The following is a 15,617-nucleotide window of genomic DNA, read 5'->3' as shown; positions in this document are numbered from 1 at the left end:
GCGACCGGGACGGGCGAGCCGACCACACCGGCGAGGCCGGCGTCGTCGGCCGGGACGTCTCCGGCCCGACCACCGACAACGCGATGACCCGTTCGGAGGAGCGCCTCAACGTGGGCACCCGCTCCGAGGAGGTCGGCCGGGCCCGGCTGCGCAAGTACGTGGTCACCGAGAACGTGACCGAGACGGTGCCGGTCTCCCGCGAGGAGGTCCGGGTCGAGCGCGAGCCGATCACCGACGCCAACGTCGGCAACGCCCTGGACGGGCCGGCGATCTCCGAGGAGGAGCACGAGGTCACCCTGCACGCCGAGCGTCCGGTGGTGGAGAAGGAGGCCGTGCCGGTCGAGCGGGTGCGCCTGGACAAGGAGACCGTCACCGACCAGGAGCGGGTGTCGGAGGACGTCCGCAAGGAGGAGATCGAGGTCGACGGTGGCACCGGGGTCGCCGGCAACGTCCTCGACCGCGACAACGACGGCCGCATCGGCCGCTGACCGCAGCGGACCCGAGCACCACGTCACGAGGCCCCGCCGGCGCATCCGCGCCGGCGGGGCCTCGCCGTGTGCCGGGCCGGTCAGCTGCCGGTCGGGGTGACGCCGAACATCAGGACCCGGCGCTCGATGTCGTAGTGCACCGTCGCGGTGTTGGCCAGCAGGTCCTGCAGGTTGTCCGCGTCGTCGGGGTCGAGGGTCAGGACCTCCTCCCAGGCCCCCTGGTCGAGCACCAGCTGCAGGGTGTAGGTCCCCGGCTTCCCGGGCTCTCCAGCCACCCAGCTGAACTGGTAGTGGCTGAGCTGGCGGACCTTCACGCTGTTGTCGGTGACCGGCTGCGGTACCTCGGGCACGGCATCTCCCTCCGTCGGCGCCGCGCGGGATCGCGCGGCCGCTCGACCTGCCCGTACCCGCTGCTGCGGTCGGCACCCGCCTCGTCCCGGCGTGTCCCGCCCGGGTGAGAGCGCCCTCATCGGTCCCTCGCGACGTCGCCACCGGCCCGGGCGCAGCGTGGTGCGGCGCCCCCGACGCGGTGCACGTCCGCCGCCTGTTGCGGGGGTCGCCTCAGTCCGCCACGAGGCGGTAGCCCATCCCCCGCACCGTCTCGATCCGGTCGGCGCCGAGCTTGCGGCGCAGGTAGCGGACGTAGACGTCCACGACGTTGGAGCCGGGGTCGAAGTCGTAGCCCCAGACGTGGCTGAGCAGCTGCTCCCGGGCCAGCACCTGACCGGGGTGGCGCAGGAAGGTCTCGGCCAGGGCGAACTCGCGGGCGGACAGGTCCACGGTGCGGCGGCCCGCCTGCGCGCGCCGGGTCCGCAGGTCCAGCGACAGGTCGCCGCAGGTGAGCACGGTGGTCTCGGACTGCCGGCCGCCGGAGAGCCGCAGCCGCACGCGGGCCAGCAGTTCCTCGAAGCGGAACGGCTTGGGCATGTAGTCGTCGGCGCCGCCCTCCAGCCCGGCCACCGTGTCCTGGACGCTGTCCCGCGCGGTGAGGATGACCACCGGGATGGTCACGCGGTCGGCGCGCAGCGCCCGCAGCACCTCGAAGCCGTCCATGCCGGGCAGGCCGATGTCGAGGATCATCAGGTCGAAGTCGCCGCTGGCCGCGGCGGCCCGGGCGGTGCGGCCGTCGGCGACGACGGCCGTGGCGAAGCCGTTGGCCCGCAGCCCCTTCTCCACGAAGGCGGCGATGCGGGCCTCGTCCTCGGCGATGAGCACGCGGCTCACGACGGACCTCCCGGGGTTCTGCTCGGCAGCCGGCCGGCCGCGGGGCCGAGGTCCGGGGTGGTGGCGTCGTCCACCGTCGTCGCGTCGTCGGCCGGCGGCGGTGCCAGCCGGGCGGGCAGCACGATGCCGACCGTCGTCCCCCGCCCCGGCACGCTGTCGAGCACCGCGCGCCCACCGTGGGCGACGGCGATGGCCCGGACGACGGAGAGCCCGAGGCCGGCCCCGTCGGAGCGCCGGGCACCGGACGTGCCCCGGGCGAAGCGCTCGAAGACCCGCGCCTGCTCGGCCTCGGGGACACCCGGTCCGGTGTCGGAGACCCAGAAGCGCAGCTCGCCGCCGCCGAGCCGGCTGCCGAGGGAGACCCGGTCGCCGGGAGCGGTGTAGCGGACGGCGTTGTCGGCGAGCGCGACCAGCGCCTGGGTGACCCGCTGGGTGTCCAGCTCCGCGTCCACGTGGGCGGCGGTCTCCAGCAGCCACTCCCGGTCGCCCAGCCGGCGGACCTTGTCGAACACCGCGGCGGTCAGCGCGGCGACGTCCACCGGCTGGGGCCGGACGAACCGGGGCTGCTCGGCGCGGGCCAGCAGCAGCAGGTCGGAGACGATCCGGTTCATCCGGTCCAGCTCGTCGTCGACCAGGGCGACGGTCTCCCGGACGTCGCCGGGATCGGTCGCGTCGACCACCTCCAGGTGGCCGCGGACGATGGTGATCGGCGTCCGCAGCTCGTGCCCGGCGTCGTCGAGGAAGCGTCGCTGCGCGGCGGCGCCGGCCTCCAGCCGGTCGAGCATCTCGTTGACCGAGGCGGCGAGGTCGGTGAGCTCGTCGGCCGGGCGGCCGTCGAGCGGGATGCGCCGGGACAGGTCGGTCCCGGTGGTGCTGTGGGCGGTGGCGGCCACGTCGCGGACCGGCCGCAGGATCCGGCCGGCCACCACCCAGGCGCCCCCCGCCGCGAGCAGCACGGTGCCGGCGCCGACGGCGAGCATGAGCCGGGCGGCGTCGTCGGCGGCCCGGCGTTCCTGGTCGGCGAAGTAGGCGACGACGGCGACGCCGCGTGACGGGTCGCCGACCAGGACCACCGGGACGGCGAGGTAGCGGACCTCCCCGGCGCCGCTGTCGTAGCGGCCCCACGTCGGTTCGGCGACCGCGCCGACCTGCCGGGTGAACTCCGCGTCCCGGCTGAGCAGCACCGGGGCCTCGATCCGGCTCTGGTAGCGGTGGTCGCCGTCGACGTAGCCGAGGAACTTCTCGTTCGGCCGGGCCAGGTTGTAGGTGACGAGGGTCTCCAGCACGTCCTCGACCGAGCCGAGCCGCTCTCCGGTGCGGGGGTCGACGTCGGCCTCGAGGATCCGCCGGAACTCCTCGATCTCGGCCTCGAGGGTGATGTCGATCCGCTCGTCGGTGGCGGCGACGAGCAGCCGCCAGGTCACCAGGGTGACGACCCCCAGGGCCAGGAGGACCAGCAGCAGGACCCAGCCGATGATCCGGGTGCGGGCGGCCCGGGGGACCCAGCTCCGGCGCCGCGCACCCGCGCCGGTCGTCCCCGCCATCGTCGTCGTCCCCACCGTCGTCGGATCGTCCGCGTCGTCGTCCGCGTCATCGTCCGGCAAGGGCGGCGGCGGCACGACATCCACGGGCCCGGGGACGTCCGCGCTGGCCGGAGGTGCGGCGGTCGGGATCCCACACGCGCACGCTCCCCGCCCGGCCGAGGTTCCCGGTGAGAGGCGCGCGACAGGCCACCCGTGCCCGACTCCTCCCCCCTCGGGGTGAGCGCGAGCACCTGCGGACGCCGATGGGCTGGATCGAGTGCCACCGGGTGCCGATGCGGGGAGCGTGTCCGTGTCCCTGCCAGAGCGCACCGGTGTCGCGGTGTCCGAGTGGGACGCCCCGCTCGCCGCCGTCTTCGCCGACCACTCGCTGCTGCGGCTGGTGTTCCAGCCGATCGTCGACCTCCAGCGGGGCACCGTCGCGGGCTACGAGACGCTGGCCCGGTTCTCCACCCCGGACGGGCGGCCCAGCCGGGCCACGCCGGACCGGTGGTTCGCCGCCGCGGACGCCGTCGGCCGCGGGGCCGAGCTCGAGGCGGTCGTCGTCCGGCAGGCCCTCGCCGTCCTGCCGACCCTGCCACCGAACTGCTTCCTGACCGTCAACGTCAGCCCGCACCTGCTGACCCAGCCCGAGCTGGCCGAGCCGCTGCTGGCCGTCGACGACCTGGCGCCGCTGGTCCTGGAGCTGACCGAGCACCACGCCGTCGGCGACCTGCGGCCGCTGATCGACCTGCGGGACCGGCTGCGTGCGAAGGGCGCCCTGCTGGCCCTGGACGACGCCGGGTCCGGCTACTCGGGACTGCAGCAGATGACCCAGTTCCGGCCGCAGCTCATCAAGCTCGACCGCGCGCTGGTCGCCGGCGCCGACGGCGACGAGGTCAAGCTGGCCCTCGTCGAGATGCTCGGCGAGTTCGGTGGGCGGATCGACGCGTGGCTGCTCGCCGAGGGCATCGAGACGTGGGGCGAGCTGCAGGCGTTCCTCCGGCTGCAGGTCCCGCTGGGCCAGGGCTGGCTGCTGGGGCGTCCCGGTCCGCCGTGGGTGCAGCTCGACCCCGAGGTCCGCGACCGCCTGCGCCGCCAGGCCGCGCAGGCCCTCCTGACCGAGCACGTGGCCGGTCTGGCCGAGCCGCTGCCGGTCGTCGAGGACGGCGCCGCGCCGGCCGGCACGATGGGCGTCGAGGTGGACGAGTTCGGGCACCCGCGCTGGCTGCTCCTCCCGCACCGCCGGAGCGACGACCCGCCCGGGCACCGCCGTGCGCCGGTGAGCCTGCGCGTCCCCGCCTCCGCGGGCCTGAGCGAGGTGGCGCGGCGCGTGGCGGCGCGCCCGGAGGAGACCCGGTTCGACCCTGTCGTGTGCGTCGACGCGCACGGCGCCGCCGTCGGGATCGTCCGCGTGGAACGGCTGCTGCTGCAGCTCGCCGCGGCGCAGGCCGGCTGACCGACCCCCGCCGTCCGCCGGACGACGGTCTCCCCACCCCGGAGGTATCCCATGAAGCAGTTCGCGTGCGGCGACGTCGTCCCCTCGTGCGGGCGGACGTTCACTGCGCCCACCGATGACGACATCCTCACCGCCGTCGCCGGCCACGCCCGTGACGACCACGGCCTCACCGACATCCCCGCCGGCCTGGTCGACCCGGTCCGCGCCCACATCCACTCCGCCTGAGCCGCGCCCGGCCCGCACGAGGCCCCGACCCGTCCCTCGGGTCGGGGCCTCGCTGCGGATGTCGGCCGCCTGGCCCTCCCGGCCGGTGCTCCAGTCGACGCGCGCGGCCTGCCGCCACCCGGCCACCCCGCCGCTCAGCGGGCGGTGGTCCGGGACTGCGGTCAGGGACGGGTGCGCGGATGAGGACGCGAGTCCGGTCCGTCCGCACAGGGCAGCCGCGGCCGGTCCCGTCCTCGCGGTCGACCCCGATGTCGAGGTCCGGACCATGCTGGCGGCCGTGGGTGTCCAGCCACTGGCAGGGGTCCTCCCAGGGGCCGGCGTCCCACTCGACCGGGTCCGGTGGCAGGCCCGGCGACCAGCCGGGGTCACCGGGCGCGGGATCGGCGCCGAAACCGTCGCGCACCAGCTCGTCCAGCCAGCGGTCGGAGTCAGCGGCGCCGAACTCGTGCACGGCCCGCTCGATCGGGCCGCCCAGGGAGTCGACCGGCTCGAAGGCGCCCGCGACAGGACGTGGAGCGTCTGCCTGCACGTCGGCCGGCTCACCATCCGCGTCCGCCGCTACAGCGTCGTCTCCAACAGCGGCGGGATCGTCGCCGGTCGGGGCGGGCCGCGGATCGAGGCCGGCGAGTGCGCGGGCCAGCTGGCGGGCCATCTCCGCCGGCACCGCATGGTCATCGACCTCACCGGCGGCGTCCCCGCCCAGCGCGGTGTGCACCGAGGCCACGATGGTCAGCAGCGCCTGCACCGGCGGCAACCCGGCCTCACCGGGGCGCAGCACCAGATCCAGCAGGCAGTCCACCAGCTGCTGCGCCCGGGTCCGCCCGTCGCCGGGCTCGGCCTCCACCGCGTCCACGTAGGCGCCCAGCGCCCGGTAGAACGCCTGCGCCTCGGGCGTGCTGCACACCACCGTCACCACCGACACGCACAGCGTGCGGTACTCCCGCACCGAGATCCCCCGCTGGCGCAGCGCCAGCTCCCGCGCCGCGGCCTGCACCGCACCCAACGGCCCCTCCGCCCAACCCACCGAGGGCTCGGCCCGGGCCACGTTCCCGGACGTGCGAAGCGACGAACCGGCGGGCGCGTCAGCACCCGTGGTGCCGGGTGCCACCTCGCCGTCCACGCATTCGATCATATGTTCGAACGGCCGAGACGCACAAGGCGGAAGAGCAGCTCCGATCGGGTAGCGGGGGAGCGATGGCGGGGCTCGAGCAGGTGTCCACCCGGACGATGAGCCGGGGTGCGGACGCCGGCATGGGAGGCAGCCACGAGCGGCCGGCAGGTGGCAGGCGCACGTACGCGGCAGCCGGCAGGCGTACCGAAGCGGACCACAGGACCGTCCACGACCGCCAACGCGACGAGCCGGGTGGTCCGGGGCCGGGGTACCGGCTCGGGACCACCCGGCTCGTGCGGGGTGCTGGGCGTCAGCGCGCGTTGGCCGACAGGGACGCGGACAGGGTGAGCCGGAGGGTCTCGGGGACCTCGTCGGCGACTCGCCGCGGGGTGGGCACGAGGTCGATGACCAGACGGGTCGGCGCGAAGGCCTCCGCGTAGCCGATGCGGGCCTGGGCACCCCAGTGCCGGGCCGAGGCCACGACGGCGTCGGGCTCCACCATCGACGACATCTCCACCTGCGAGGCGTGCGCGCCCAGGGCGGCGAGCTTGCCGGAGAGGTAGGCGGTCACGTCGACGAAGGTCGTCGGGGCGAACGTCAGCGTGGACGGGCTCTGGTAGTGCATGACCCGGGAGAGCCGGCGGGCGGCCGACAGCGTCGCGGCGGCGACGGCGCGGTGGTCCTGGTGGCTGTCATCAGGCGCGTGGACGTACACGATGTCGGCGTCGGTCTCCGCGATCGCCCGCTCGACCACCGCGACCGTGGCGGCGTCGGGCGTGACGGTGCAGTCGACCTGGCCGCCCCACAGCAGCCGGGCACCCAGGGTGCGGGCGGCCTGCTCCTGCTCGCGACGCCGGCCGGTGATCGCCTCGTCGTCCCCCGGGCCGTTCTCGCCACCGGTCATGACGAGCATGGTGACGGCGTCGCCGGCCGCCGAGTGGGCCAGCAGGGTGGCGCCGCAGCCGAGCTCGATGTCGTCGGGGTGCGCCCCGACCGCGAGGACCCTACGCATCGTCCCGACCCCCGGCCGTGCCGCGAGCACGGGCTCGCAGGACCCAGACGGTGCCGACCACGCCGGCGGCCGCCAGCCCGATGGCGGGGCCGAGGCCGTTCCCCTGCGCCGGCAGCTCCGTCGACGACGGGCAGGCCGGCGAGGAGGAGGCGGCGGCGCGGTAGTCGAGGGTGTAGCCGTCGAGCACCCAGCGCGCACCGGCGTACAGGTCGGCGCGGCTCACCACCGCGGTGAACGCGCCGTTGACCGTGCCGGGCCGGAACGAGGTCGGCGGCAGCGACGCGAACCTCGACGGGAGGGCCTGGTTGCCGGGACCTCGCGGGATGTCGACGGTCGTGCGCGAGCTGTTGACGTAGCCGACGACGACCGTCCAGCTGTCGTCCGGGTTCTCCCTGTAGCAGTTCAGCACCGGCTTGACCGTGTGGGTGCCGCTCGCCGAGGCCGTGCCCGGCAGCGCGACGAGCCCGACGAGGGCGATGACCGCGGCCAGGGTGGCGTGCCCGGCACCAGCGCGCAGGCGGCGTGCCGTCGAAGACCTGGGGAGGCCGTCCATGACGTGAGTCCTCGTGTCCGGGGCGGCCGACCCGCCCGACGTCCTCCCATCGGCAGCTGCCGGCCGTCCGCGTAGTCCCGTCGGCACCGTCTCCCCCGGAGGGGTGGGACGACGACTACCGGTCGCCGCGCCCGGCCGGCGCCCGACGCCGCGCCCGCTGCACGGCGACCGTCCCGACCAGGCCGGCCGCGACGAGAGCGATCGCCGCCCCCGTGCCGTTGCCGTCGGCGGGCATCTGCGTGGACGACGGACAGGCCGTGGCGGTCCCCCGGCGCGCAGCCAGGTTGGTGCCGTCCAGGTGCCACATCGGCCCGGCCCCACGGGCGACGGTGACCGTGAAGGCGCCACGGTGGGTCCCCGGCTGGAAGGTGGTCGGCTGCGGGCTGCCGACGGTGGCCGGGGTGACCTTGTTCCGCGGGCCCGTCGGGATGCGCACCGGGGAGCTCGACGTGTTCCGGTACCCGAACACGGCGGTCCAGGAGCCGTCGTCGTTGGCCACGACGCAGTCCAGCAGGGGGACCACCGTGCCCCTGGCCGAGGCCGCGCCGGGTACGGCGACCAGGGCCACGACGGCGACGACCGCCACCAGGGCGGCACGCAGGAGGAGACGGCGGGGGTGCCGCGACGATGGCCTGCTGTCCATGACCGGGTCCTCGTGTCCGGGGCGGTGGGTCCGCCCGTCGTCCGACGCATCGACACCCCGCCGGAGGTACTGGAGGCCTCCGGGCGAGGACCACCCGGTCGTGTGACGTCAGCCCCGCGCCAGGGCCCGCACCTGGTCGAGCGCCAGCTCGGCGGCCGCCGGGAAGGTGTCGACGACGGCCCAGGCGCGCGGCTCGTCCGGCGCGGTGGCGTACTCACCCTGGCGCACGCGGATCGCCCGCGCACCCACCGCCGCCGCGACGGCGACGTCCTTGCCCGGCCGGTCACCGATGACCAGCAGCCGCTCGGGCGGCAGACCGAGCTGCGCCGCGACGGCGACCAGGCCGGCCGGGTGCGGCTTGCGCAGGGCGCGGCCGCCGAGCGTGTCCGTGACGACGACGACCGGCAGCAGCGGCCCGAGGCCGGTCGCGGCCACCTTCGCCGCCTGGATGGCCGGGTTGCCGTCGGTCAGGCAGGCCAGCGGAGCGGCCTCGGCGAGCACGCGCAGGGCCTCCTCGGCGCCCGGGTACGGCGCCAGCCGGGGCGGCGTGTGCTGCGTGAACGCCGCCACGAGCGGCGGCACCAGCTCGGCCAGCGACGACGCCGGGACGCCGACCGCGAGCAGTGCCCGGTCGATCGTCCCGCCCGCGTCGGAGCCGGCGGCGAGCTCGGACCGCAGCGCGGTGTGCACCGCGGCGCCGTCCAGCCCCGCGTGCCCGGCCGCGACCCCGACCGCCGCCGCGGCGGAGGCCAGGTAGTCGGCCTGCGGGTAGAGCGTGTCGTCGAGGTCGACCACCACGCCCAGCGGCGCGGGTCCGCTCACCACGGCAGCCGGCCGTCGGTGAAGTCGGGCTCGTCGAGGGCCAGCAGGGCGTCGGTCCGCTCGTCGGCCAGGACGGCGGCCACCTGCGGACCCGCCGTCCCGTCGCCGTACGGGCACGGCACCGTGGCCGCCCGCTCCTGCCCCTCGGGGCCGGTGTGCCCGGCCGCGGCGGACAGCACGGCGGCGGCCGCCCGGTCGTCGGCCAGCCCGGCCAGAGTCGTCGTCCCGGCCTCCACGCCCTCCCAGCGCGGCGTCGAGCCGCGGAGCACGACCACCGGGACGCCCAGGTACGCGGCCTCCTCCTGGATGCCGCCGGAGTCCGTCACCGCCAGCCGCGCCGAGGCCAGCGCGCCCAGCAGGACGTCGTACTGGACCGGGCCGGTGAGCGTGACGCCCGGGTGCTCCAGCCGCGCCCCCAGCCCGGTCTCCGAGAGGCGCGCCGCGGTGCGCGGGTGCACCGGGAAGGTCACCGGCCCGACCTGCTCGGCCAGCGCCCGCACCACGCCGACCAGGCGGGCCAGGCGGACCGGGTCGTCGACGTTGGTCGGCCGGTGGGCGGTGACCAGCACGCCGGAGCGCTCGGCGACCGGCACCCGCCGCACGTCCCGGGCGACGAGGGTGTCGATGACGGGGTTGCCGACGACGAACACCCGGTCGGCGGCGACGCCCTCGTCGGCCAGGAAGGCGGCGGCCCGCTCGGTCGGCGCGAAGTGCAGCTGGGCGACGGCCGCGGCGACCCGCCGGTTGACCTCCTCGACGCTGCGCGGGTTGAGGCTGCGCAGCCCCGCCTCGAGGTGCGCGAAGGGCACCCCCGCGGCGCGGGCGGCCAGCGCGTAGGCCGGCACGGTGCTGGTGTCCCCGAGCGCGAGCACCAGGTCGGGGGCGCACAGGCGCAGCGCCCGGAAGGCGTCGGCGTGCAGCGCGCCGGTCCGCTCGGCCGGGTCGGTGGGCAGCGCGAAGCGGTGACCGGGGGTCAGCCCGAGCGCCGCCTGCAGCTGCGCGCCCATCTGCGGGTCGGTGTGCTGGCCGGTGTCGACCACGCTGACCCGGTGGCCGGCGGCGGTCAGGGCGGTGACGACCGGGGCGAGCTTGACCACCTCGGGCCGGGTGCCGAACGGCACCAGCACGTGCCGGCTGCGGCTCACGTGTCCTCCTCGCCGGCGCTCGTCGGCCACGTGGCCGCGGCTGCTCCGTCCCTGCCCGACCTCGCACGCTCGGTCACGCCGTCACCGCCACCGGCGCGCACGGGTCGACGACGGGGCTGCCGTCCTCGCTGGTGTAGGTCTCGGCGAAGTAGCGGCTCATCGCCACGCCCGGCCGGGAGGACAGCACCGGCAGCGGAGCGCCGCGGACGCCGGCCAGGTAGGCGCCGACCACGTCGGCGCCGGCGGCGAGCGTCAGTGGCAGCCCACCGGAGAAGCGGGGGTTGATCTCCACGACCGTCGCGGTGCCGTCGTCAGCGACGAAGCCCTGCACGTTGGCCGGACCGGTCAGCCGCACCGCGGCCAGCGCGGCGGCGACGACCCCGGTGACCGCGTCGGAGGCGAAGGTGCGGCCCTTCACCGAGATGCCCGCCTTGGTCTCCTCCCGCCAGCGCGGCACGACCACCCGGACGGTGCCGTCCCGGTCGACCAGGGCGTCCGCGGTGAACTCGCGGCCGGTCAGCCGGGTCTGGGCGATCATGCCGTCGTCCTCCCGCAGCACCGCGACCACAGCGGCGCGCTCGTCGAGCAGCCGCACGCCGCGGCTGCCGCGGCCGGCCAGCGGCTTGACCACCCACGGGCCGGGGACGCCGGCGACCTCGCCGGGCGATGCCGCGGTCGCCGGGTGCGGCACGCCCGCGGCGGCCATGGTCCGCGCGAAGGCGGCCTTGTCGCAGCACACGTCGACGGCGACGGCGTCGGGCAACCAGGTCGCGACGCCGGCGGCGGCCAGCCGGCCGGCACCGGCGGCCAGGTGGGGCAGCTCCTCGGCGACCGTGCTGACCAGCGCGTCGACGCCGTGCGCGGTGCAGACGCCGACGATGGCCTCGACGAACCGCGGGTGGTCGCCGCGCGGCAGGGTGACCGCCACGTCCGCGAGGGCGCCACCGGCCGCGGCGCTGTCGGCGTCGCCGGCGACGACCCGGTGGCCCAGGGCGACCAGCCGGCGGACCACGGCCACACCGGCCGGACCACCGGCCCCGGTGACCAGGACGGCGGGCCCGTCGGACGGCACGGCGGCCGTGGGCGTGCGGGGCTGGGGCAGCGAGGGGGTCATCGGTCGTCCTGGTTCGTCGGGGTGGGGCTCGGAGGGCGCGGACGCGGCGCCGGCACGGGAGGCCGCAGGTCGGTGCGGACGGGCAGCTGCGGCAGCCGTTCGGTCGACGGCTCGTCGTCGTCCGGACCGGCCCCGGACCGGGGCGCGGGCACCCGCACGAACGGCGGCAGGGGCGGCACGGGCGGGGGGACCCGCACCACCGGCGGCAGGGGCGGCACGGCCCCGGGCACCCGCACGAACGGCGGCAGGGGCGGCACGGGCCCGGGCACCCGCACCACCGGCGGCACGGGCGGCGAGGGCCGCCGCACCGGCACGGGCTCGGGGGCCGGCGGGGACTCCGCGGCGGACGCCGGGACGACGTCGCGCTCCGGGTGCTGGAGCAGCCAGCCGCGTGCCCACAGCCGCAGCGCGGCGACCCGGGGGTCGGTCACCGGCTCCCACTGGCGCGCGGCGATCGAGGTGGCGAGCGCGTCGAGGACGGTCGGGTCGTCGTCGTAGGTCGCCACCGCGACCAGGGAGGCGGCGTGCGCCCCCAGCCCGTCGTCGGCCAGCGCGCGGACCCGGACGGCCCGCTCCGCCGAGGGCAGGTGGCCGATCCGGTAGTCGATGCGCCCGGCCTCGCGGCGCGCTCCCATCCACCGGGCGACCCGCGTGGGCAGCACGAACCGGTACATGAGGCCGGTCAGGTTGACCCGCCGGGAGGCGCGGCCCACCTCGTCGTCGGCGAGCCGGTAACCCAGGCCGGGGCGCGCCCAGCTGTCGGGACGGCGGGCGGTGTGCCGCCCGGCGACGTCCTGCTCGGCTCGCTCGGCGGTCGGCAGCGTGATGCACACCATGAGCAGGAAGCCGCCGAGGGTGGCAGCGAGGTTCCACACGGTGCCGACCCAGTCGTGGAACAGGACGAGCGCCGGGGTCCCCCACACCAGGCCGGCGACGGTGGAGCCGACCAGCCGCAGGTGGTTCAGCGCCAGCAGCGCGGCGACGGCGACGACGAGCCCGGCGACGGCGTGCTGGCGCCGGCCGCGCAGGACGACGGCGGTCAGCGCGGTCAGGCCGAGCACCGACAGGATCGAGGAGCAGGACTCGGTGACCTCGGCCAGGATGATCTCGCCGTCGGGACGGAACACCAGGACGTGGCGTTCCAGGGACGACGAGACCGAGTCGACGCCGACCGCGTCGAGCACGGTCACCACCCAGCGGGCCTCGTGGACCTGCAGGAAGCCGGCGCCGTAGCGGAAGCCGACGGCGCAGATGACCACCGCCAGCAGCAGGTCGAGCAGCACGGGGACCAGCCGCCGGCCGCTGCGCCGGAGACGTCGTCCCCCCTCGTCGACCTCCGCGGCCGCGGTCGCCGTCACGACGCCGCCCCGGCCGGGGCCACCACCGGCGGGTCCACCCGCACCGTCGACGTCGCACCGGACCGCGAGGTCTTCACCCACGTGTAGGGGCGGCCCAGCATGCCGTCGACGTAGGCCCGCGTGGTGATCCAGATCGACAGCGCGAAGGCGGGCAGGAAGCCCAGCAGCCGCCACGCGGACCGCCGCTCCACCCGGCCGATCAGCAGGCCGACCGAGAGCTCGGCCAGGGGGCCGACGAACAGCAGCATCGACAGCGGCAGCAGCGCGACGACCGGCAGGTCGCCGACGCCGAAGGCGCGGAGCACGGTCAGCAGCACGCCGATCCCGCTGAGCAGCGGCACGTGGTAGACGAGCAGGAACAGCGTCGTCTCGACCTTCTCGACGAGGCTCAGGTGCGGTGAGCGCATCAGCGGACGCCAGTAGTCGCGGAAGCACTTCTGGTGGCCGCGGGCCCACCGGTACCGCTGCTTCCAGAACCGCTGCGTGCTGACCACCGCCTCCTCGAAGTCGACGGCGGAGAGGTCGTAGCGCACCCGCTGGCCGGCCATCAGCACGCGCAGCGTGAGGTCGGTGTCCTCGGTCACGGTGTGCGGGTTCCAGCCGCCGAGGCCGCGCAGCGTGGACATGCGGACGGCGCAGTTCGCGCCCCCGTACGCGGGCAGCTCGAACAGCGCCTGCCGGCCGTACTCGTTGACGAGGTAGCCGGAGAGGAAGTCCACGAAGACGGTCGAGGCCATCGGCGAGTCGCGGCCGTTGCGGATGACGCAGCGGCCCATCACGGCGCCGACCACCGGGTCGCGGAAGTGCCGGACCAGCCGGCGCAGCGCTGTGGGGTCGGGCTCGTGGTCGGCGTCGAAGACGACGGCGACCTCGGCGTCCACCAGGTGCAGCGCGTCGTTGAGCGCGCCTGACTTGCCGCCGCCGGAGCCCGGCGGGCGGTGCAGCACGCGCAGCCGCGGCTCGCGGGCGGCCCAGGCGTCGAGCCGGGCGCCGGTGGTGTCGTCGGAACCGTCGTCGACGACGACGAGGGTCAGCCGGTCGGCCGGGTAGTCCAGCGCCAGCAGCGCGGTGACCATCCCGTCGACGACGAGCTCCTCGTTCTTGCAGCCGACGAAGACGGCGACCGAGGGCGTGTAGCTGTGCAGCCCCACGTCGGCGGCCAGCATGTCGTTCTCGGCCCAGCGCGCGGCGGCGACCGCGAAGCCGAGGTGCCGGCAGAAGTAGACGCCGAACACGACGTTGAGCGCGCCGGCGATCACGCCGAGCGTCTCGTCGAGGCCGCAGAACAGGGCGACGAGCGTGAAGCCGCAGACGTAGGCGAGCAGCACCAGGGGCCGCCCCTCCGGCCGGACGGCGTGCGGGTCCGCCGGAGCCGCTGGGGGGACGGCTGCGGCGGGCGGGGGCGTGGTGCCGAGCGTGGTCGTGCCGCGGACCGCCCTCACCTCCCCGCCCTGTGACCTGCGGCGGAGGCGGACTCCACCGTTCTGCTCCATCGGCAGCCGGAGGGCGCGGGTTGAGCCGAAGCGCGCGGGACCGGACCCGCCCGCCGCCGGGCGGGTCCGGTCCCGCGGAGGTCAGACCGAGGGGTCCAGGGCGCGCAGGTCGCGGACGTAGACGGCGGTGCCGTGACCGAAGCCGGACACCAGCGGCTGGACGCGGGGCGCGACGGCCGCGACCAGGCCGCGCGGGGTCACCGGCACCCGCAGCGCGTCCCCGGCGACCGAGAGCGCCAGCACGGTGGCGACCAGCGCGAGCAGCGGGACCGTCGCCAGCGCCGCGGGCAGCCCGGCGTGCTCGGCCAGCAGGCCGATCAGCGGCGGTCCGCCCAGCAGGCCGGTGTAGCCGACGGTGGTCGCCAGCGCGATGCCGCGGGCGCCGCCGAGCAGGCCGGCCCGCGAGATGGCCAGCGGGAAGACGTTGGCCAGCCCGAGGCCCACCAGCACGAACCCCCCCAGGGCCGTCGGCACCGTGGTCGCCGTCAGCGCCACGATCCCCCCGGCCGCGGCCAGCACGGTCCCACCGGCGAGCAGCCGCCGCTCCCCCAGGGCCGCCACCAGCCGGGCGCCGGCGAGGCGGCCGCAGGCCATGGCCAGGGAGAACCCGGCGTACCCGGCGGCGGCCAGCGTCGTCGAGGCCCCGAGCTGTTCGCGCAGGTGCAGCGCTCCCCAGTCCGAGAGCGCGCCCTCGCCGAAGGCGGTGCAGCCGGCGACGGCGCCGAGGACGACGAGCACCGCGGTCGGCCGCGGCCGCTTCGCCTCCCGGGCGCGGCCGGGTGACGCGGACCGGGGGCCGTCCGCGCCGGCGAGGGCCCGCGCGACCCACGCGGTGATCAGCAGGCCGAGGGCGCCGACGAGCACCAGGTGGGCGGCGACGCCCGCGACGGAGGCCAGCAGGCCGCCGAGCAGCGCGCCGGCCAGGCCGCCGAAGCTGAAGCCGGCGTGCAGGCCGGACAGCAGCGGCCTCCCGAGCCGGCCCTCGACGGTGACGCCGACGGCGTTGGCCGCCACGTTGACCATGCCGGTGGCCGCGCCGAAGACGAGCAGGGCGGCGCACAGCCCGGGCATCGACGTCGCCAGGCCGGGCAGCACCACCGACACGCAGAGCAGGAACGCCCCGAGGGTGGTCACCACCCCGGCGCCGAGCCGGGCGCACAGCGCGCCGGTGACCTGCATGGCCGCCAGCGCGCCGATGGACAGGCAGAGCAGTGCGACGCCGAGCGCGCTGTGCCCCACGCCGACCGCGGCGGCGACGTCGGGCACGCGGGCGGCCCAGCTGCCGAAGACGGCGCCGTCCAGGGCGAAGACGGCGGCGACGGCGGCCTGCTGCCGGGACAGCGACGGTGGGGACGGCGGGGACACCGTCGTCCGGGCACGTGCGAGCAAGGGAGAGGTGAGCACGGGGACCTCGCAAGGGGAGACGCGGGCCACCGCGTGGGGTGGCCGC

At 76.5% G+C, this 15,617-nt stretch carries 16 protein-coding genes; 3 read left to right on the top strand and 13 right to left on the bottom strand.

All coding sequences use genetic code 11. From position 1 onward, the window contains the following. The coding region (locus BMW27_RS22505; RefSeq protein ID WP_139206972.1) for a YsnF/AvaK domain-containing protein at positions 1 to 488 on the top strand (488 nt) is incomplete at its 5' end. Positions 489 to 568: 80 nt separating this feature from the next. Here BMW27_RS22505 and BMW27_RS22500 read toward each other — a convergent pair. The 3 genes from BMW27_RS22500 to BMW27_RS22490 form a co-directional block, all read right to left on the bottom strand. Further along, the gene (locus BMW27_RS22500; protein ID WP_091448646.1) at positions 569 to 838 is read right to left on the bottom strand and encodes a hypothetical protein; all 270 of its coding nucleotides are present in this window, start codon (positions 836 to 838) and stop codon (positions 569 to 571) included. 211 nt (positions 839 to 1,049) lie between these two features. After that, positions 1,050 to 1,712: a response regulator transcription factor gene (locus BMW27_RS22495; protein ID WP_091448644.1), complete on the bottom strand. Its 663-nt coding sequence runs from the start codon at positions 1,710 to 1,712 to the stop codon at positions 1,050 to 1,052. Further along, positions 1,709 to 3,331 (bottom strand): sensor histidine kinase, encoded by a 1,623-nt coding sequence (locus BMW27_RS22490; protein WP_245743812.1) that lies wholly within the window; start codon positions 3,329 to 3,331, stop codon positions 1,709 to 1,711. Before BMW27_RS22490 ends, BMW27_RS22495 begins: the two co-directional genes overlap by 4 nt. Before the next feature lie 214 nt (positions 3,332 to 3,545). On the opposite strand from BMW27_RS22490, the gene BMW27_RS22485 reads away from it, so the two are divergent. Then, the gene (locus BMW27_RS22485) at positions 3,546 to 4,691 is read left to right on the top strand and encodes an EAL domain-containing protein (RefSeq protein ID WP_245743811.1); all 1,146 of its coding nucleotides are present in this window, start codon (positions 3,546 to 3,548) and stop codon (positions 4,689 to 4,691) included. Between the two features lie 51 nt (positions 4,692 to 4,742). Continuing rightward, on the top strand, positions 4,743 to 4,916 hold the full coding sequence (locus BMW27_RS22480; RefSeq protein WP_091448642.1) for a DUF1059 domain-containing protein: 174 nt from the start codon (positions 4,743 to 4,745) through the stop codon (positions 4,914 to 4,916). On the opposite strand, the gene BMW27_RS22475 is transcribed toward BMW27_RS22480, so the two are convergent. The 10 genes from BMW27_RS22475 to BMW27_RS22430 form a co-directional block, all read right to left on the bottom strand. After that, a complete protein-coding gene (locus BMW27_RS22475; RefSeq protein ID WP_139206971.1) occupies positions 4,858 to 5,919 on the bottom strand; it encodes a hypothetical protein in 1,062 nt (353 codons plus the stop codon). The genes BMW27_RS22480 and BMW27_RS22475 overlap by 59 nt on opposite strands. Before the next feature lie 418 nt (positions 5,920 to 6,337). Continuing rightward, on the bottom strand, positions 6,338 to 7,039 hold the full coding sequence (locus tag BMW27_RS22470) for a PIG-L deacetylase family protein (protein WP_091448659.1): 702 nt from the start codon (positions 7,037 to 7,039) through the stop codon (positions 6,338 to 6,340). Further along, complete coding sequence (locus tag BMW27_RS22465) at positions 7,032 to 7,592, bottom strand: hypothetical protein (protein WP_091448640.1); 561 nt, start codon at positions 7,590 to 7,592, stop codon at positions 7,032 to 7,034. Before BMW27_RS22465 ends, BMW27_RS22470 begins: the two co-directional genes overlap by 8 nt. A gap of 115 nt (positions 7,593 to 7,707) precedes the next feature. After that, a complete protein-coding gene (locus BMW27_RS22460; protein WP_091448638.1) occupies positions 7,708 to 8,235 on the bottom strand; it encodes a hypothetical protein in 528 nt (175 codons plus the stop codon). Positions 8,236 to 8,343: 108 nt separating this feature from the next. Next, complete coding sequence (locus BMW27_RS22455; protein WP_091448656.1) at positions 8,344 to 9,057, bottom strand: HAD family hydrolase; 714 nt, start codon at positions 9,055 to 9,057, stop codon at positions 8,344 to 8,346. Continuing rightward, on the bottom strand, positions 9,054 to 10,202 hold the full coding sequence (wecB, locus tag BMW27_RS22450) for a non-hydrolyzing UDP-N-acetylglucosamine 2-epimerase (RefSeq protein WP_091448636.1): 1,149 nt from the start codon (positions 10,200 to 10,202) through the stop codon (positions 9,054 to 9,056). Before wecB ends, BMW27_RS22455 begins: the two co-directional genes overlap by 4 nt. Before the next feature lie 73 nt (positions 10,203 to 10,275). Next, entirely contained in the window at positions 10,276 to 11,316 is a 1,041-nt protein-coding gene (locus BMW27_RS22445; RefSeq protein ID WP_091448634.1) for an ATP-grasp domain-containing protein, read from the bottom strand. Then, positions 11,313 to 12,674, bottom strand: a complete 1,362-nt coding sequence (locus tag BMW27_RS22440; protein WP_139206970.1) for an exosortase/archaeosortase family protein — start codon at positions 12,672 to 12,674, stop codon at positions 11,313 to 11,315. The genes BMW27_RS22445 and BMW27_RS22440 overlap by 4 nt, the downstream gene beginning before the upstream one ends. Next, positions 12,671 to 14,116: a glycosyltransferase family 2 protein gene (locus BMW27_RS22435; protein ID WP_245743810.1), complete on the bottom strand. Its 1,446-nt coding sequence runs from the start codon at positions 14,114 to 14,116 to the stop codon at positions 12,671 to 12,673. The genes BMW27_RS22440 and BMW27_RS22435 overlap by 4 nt, the downstream gene beginning before the upstream one ends. 132 nt (positions 14,117 to 14,248) lie before the next feature. Then, entirely contained in the window at positions 14,249 to 15,571 is a 1,323-nt protein-coding gene (locus BMW27_RS22430) for an MFS transporter (protein WP_091448630.1), read from the bottom strand. Positions 15,572 to 15,617: the final 46 nt, after the last annotated feature.

The organism is Geodermatophilus poikilotrophus, from assembly GCF_900111455.1.
Lineage (GTDB): Bacteria > Actinomycetota > Actinomycetes > Mycobacteriales > Geodermatophilaceae > Geodermatophilus > Geodermatophilus poikilotrophus.
The sequence above is the reverse complement of the archived record's forward strand: the minus strand, read 5'-3'. Positions and strand labels throughout refer to the sequence as shown.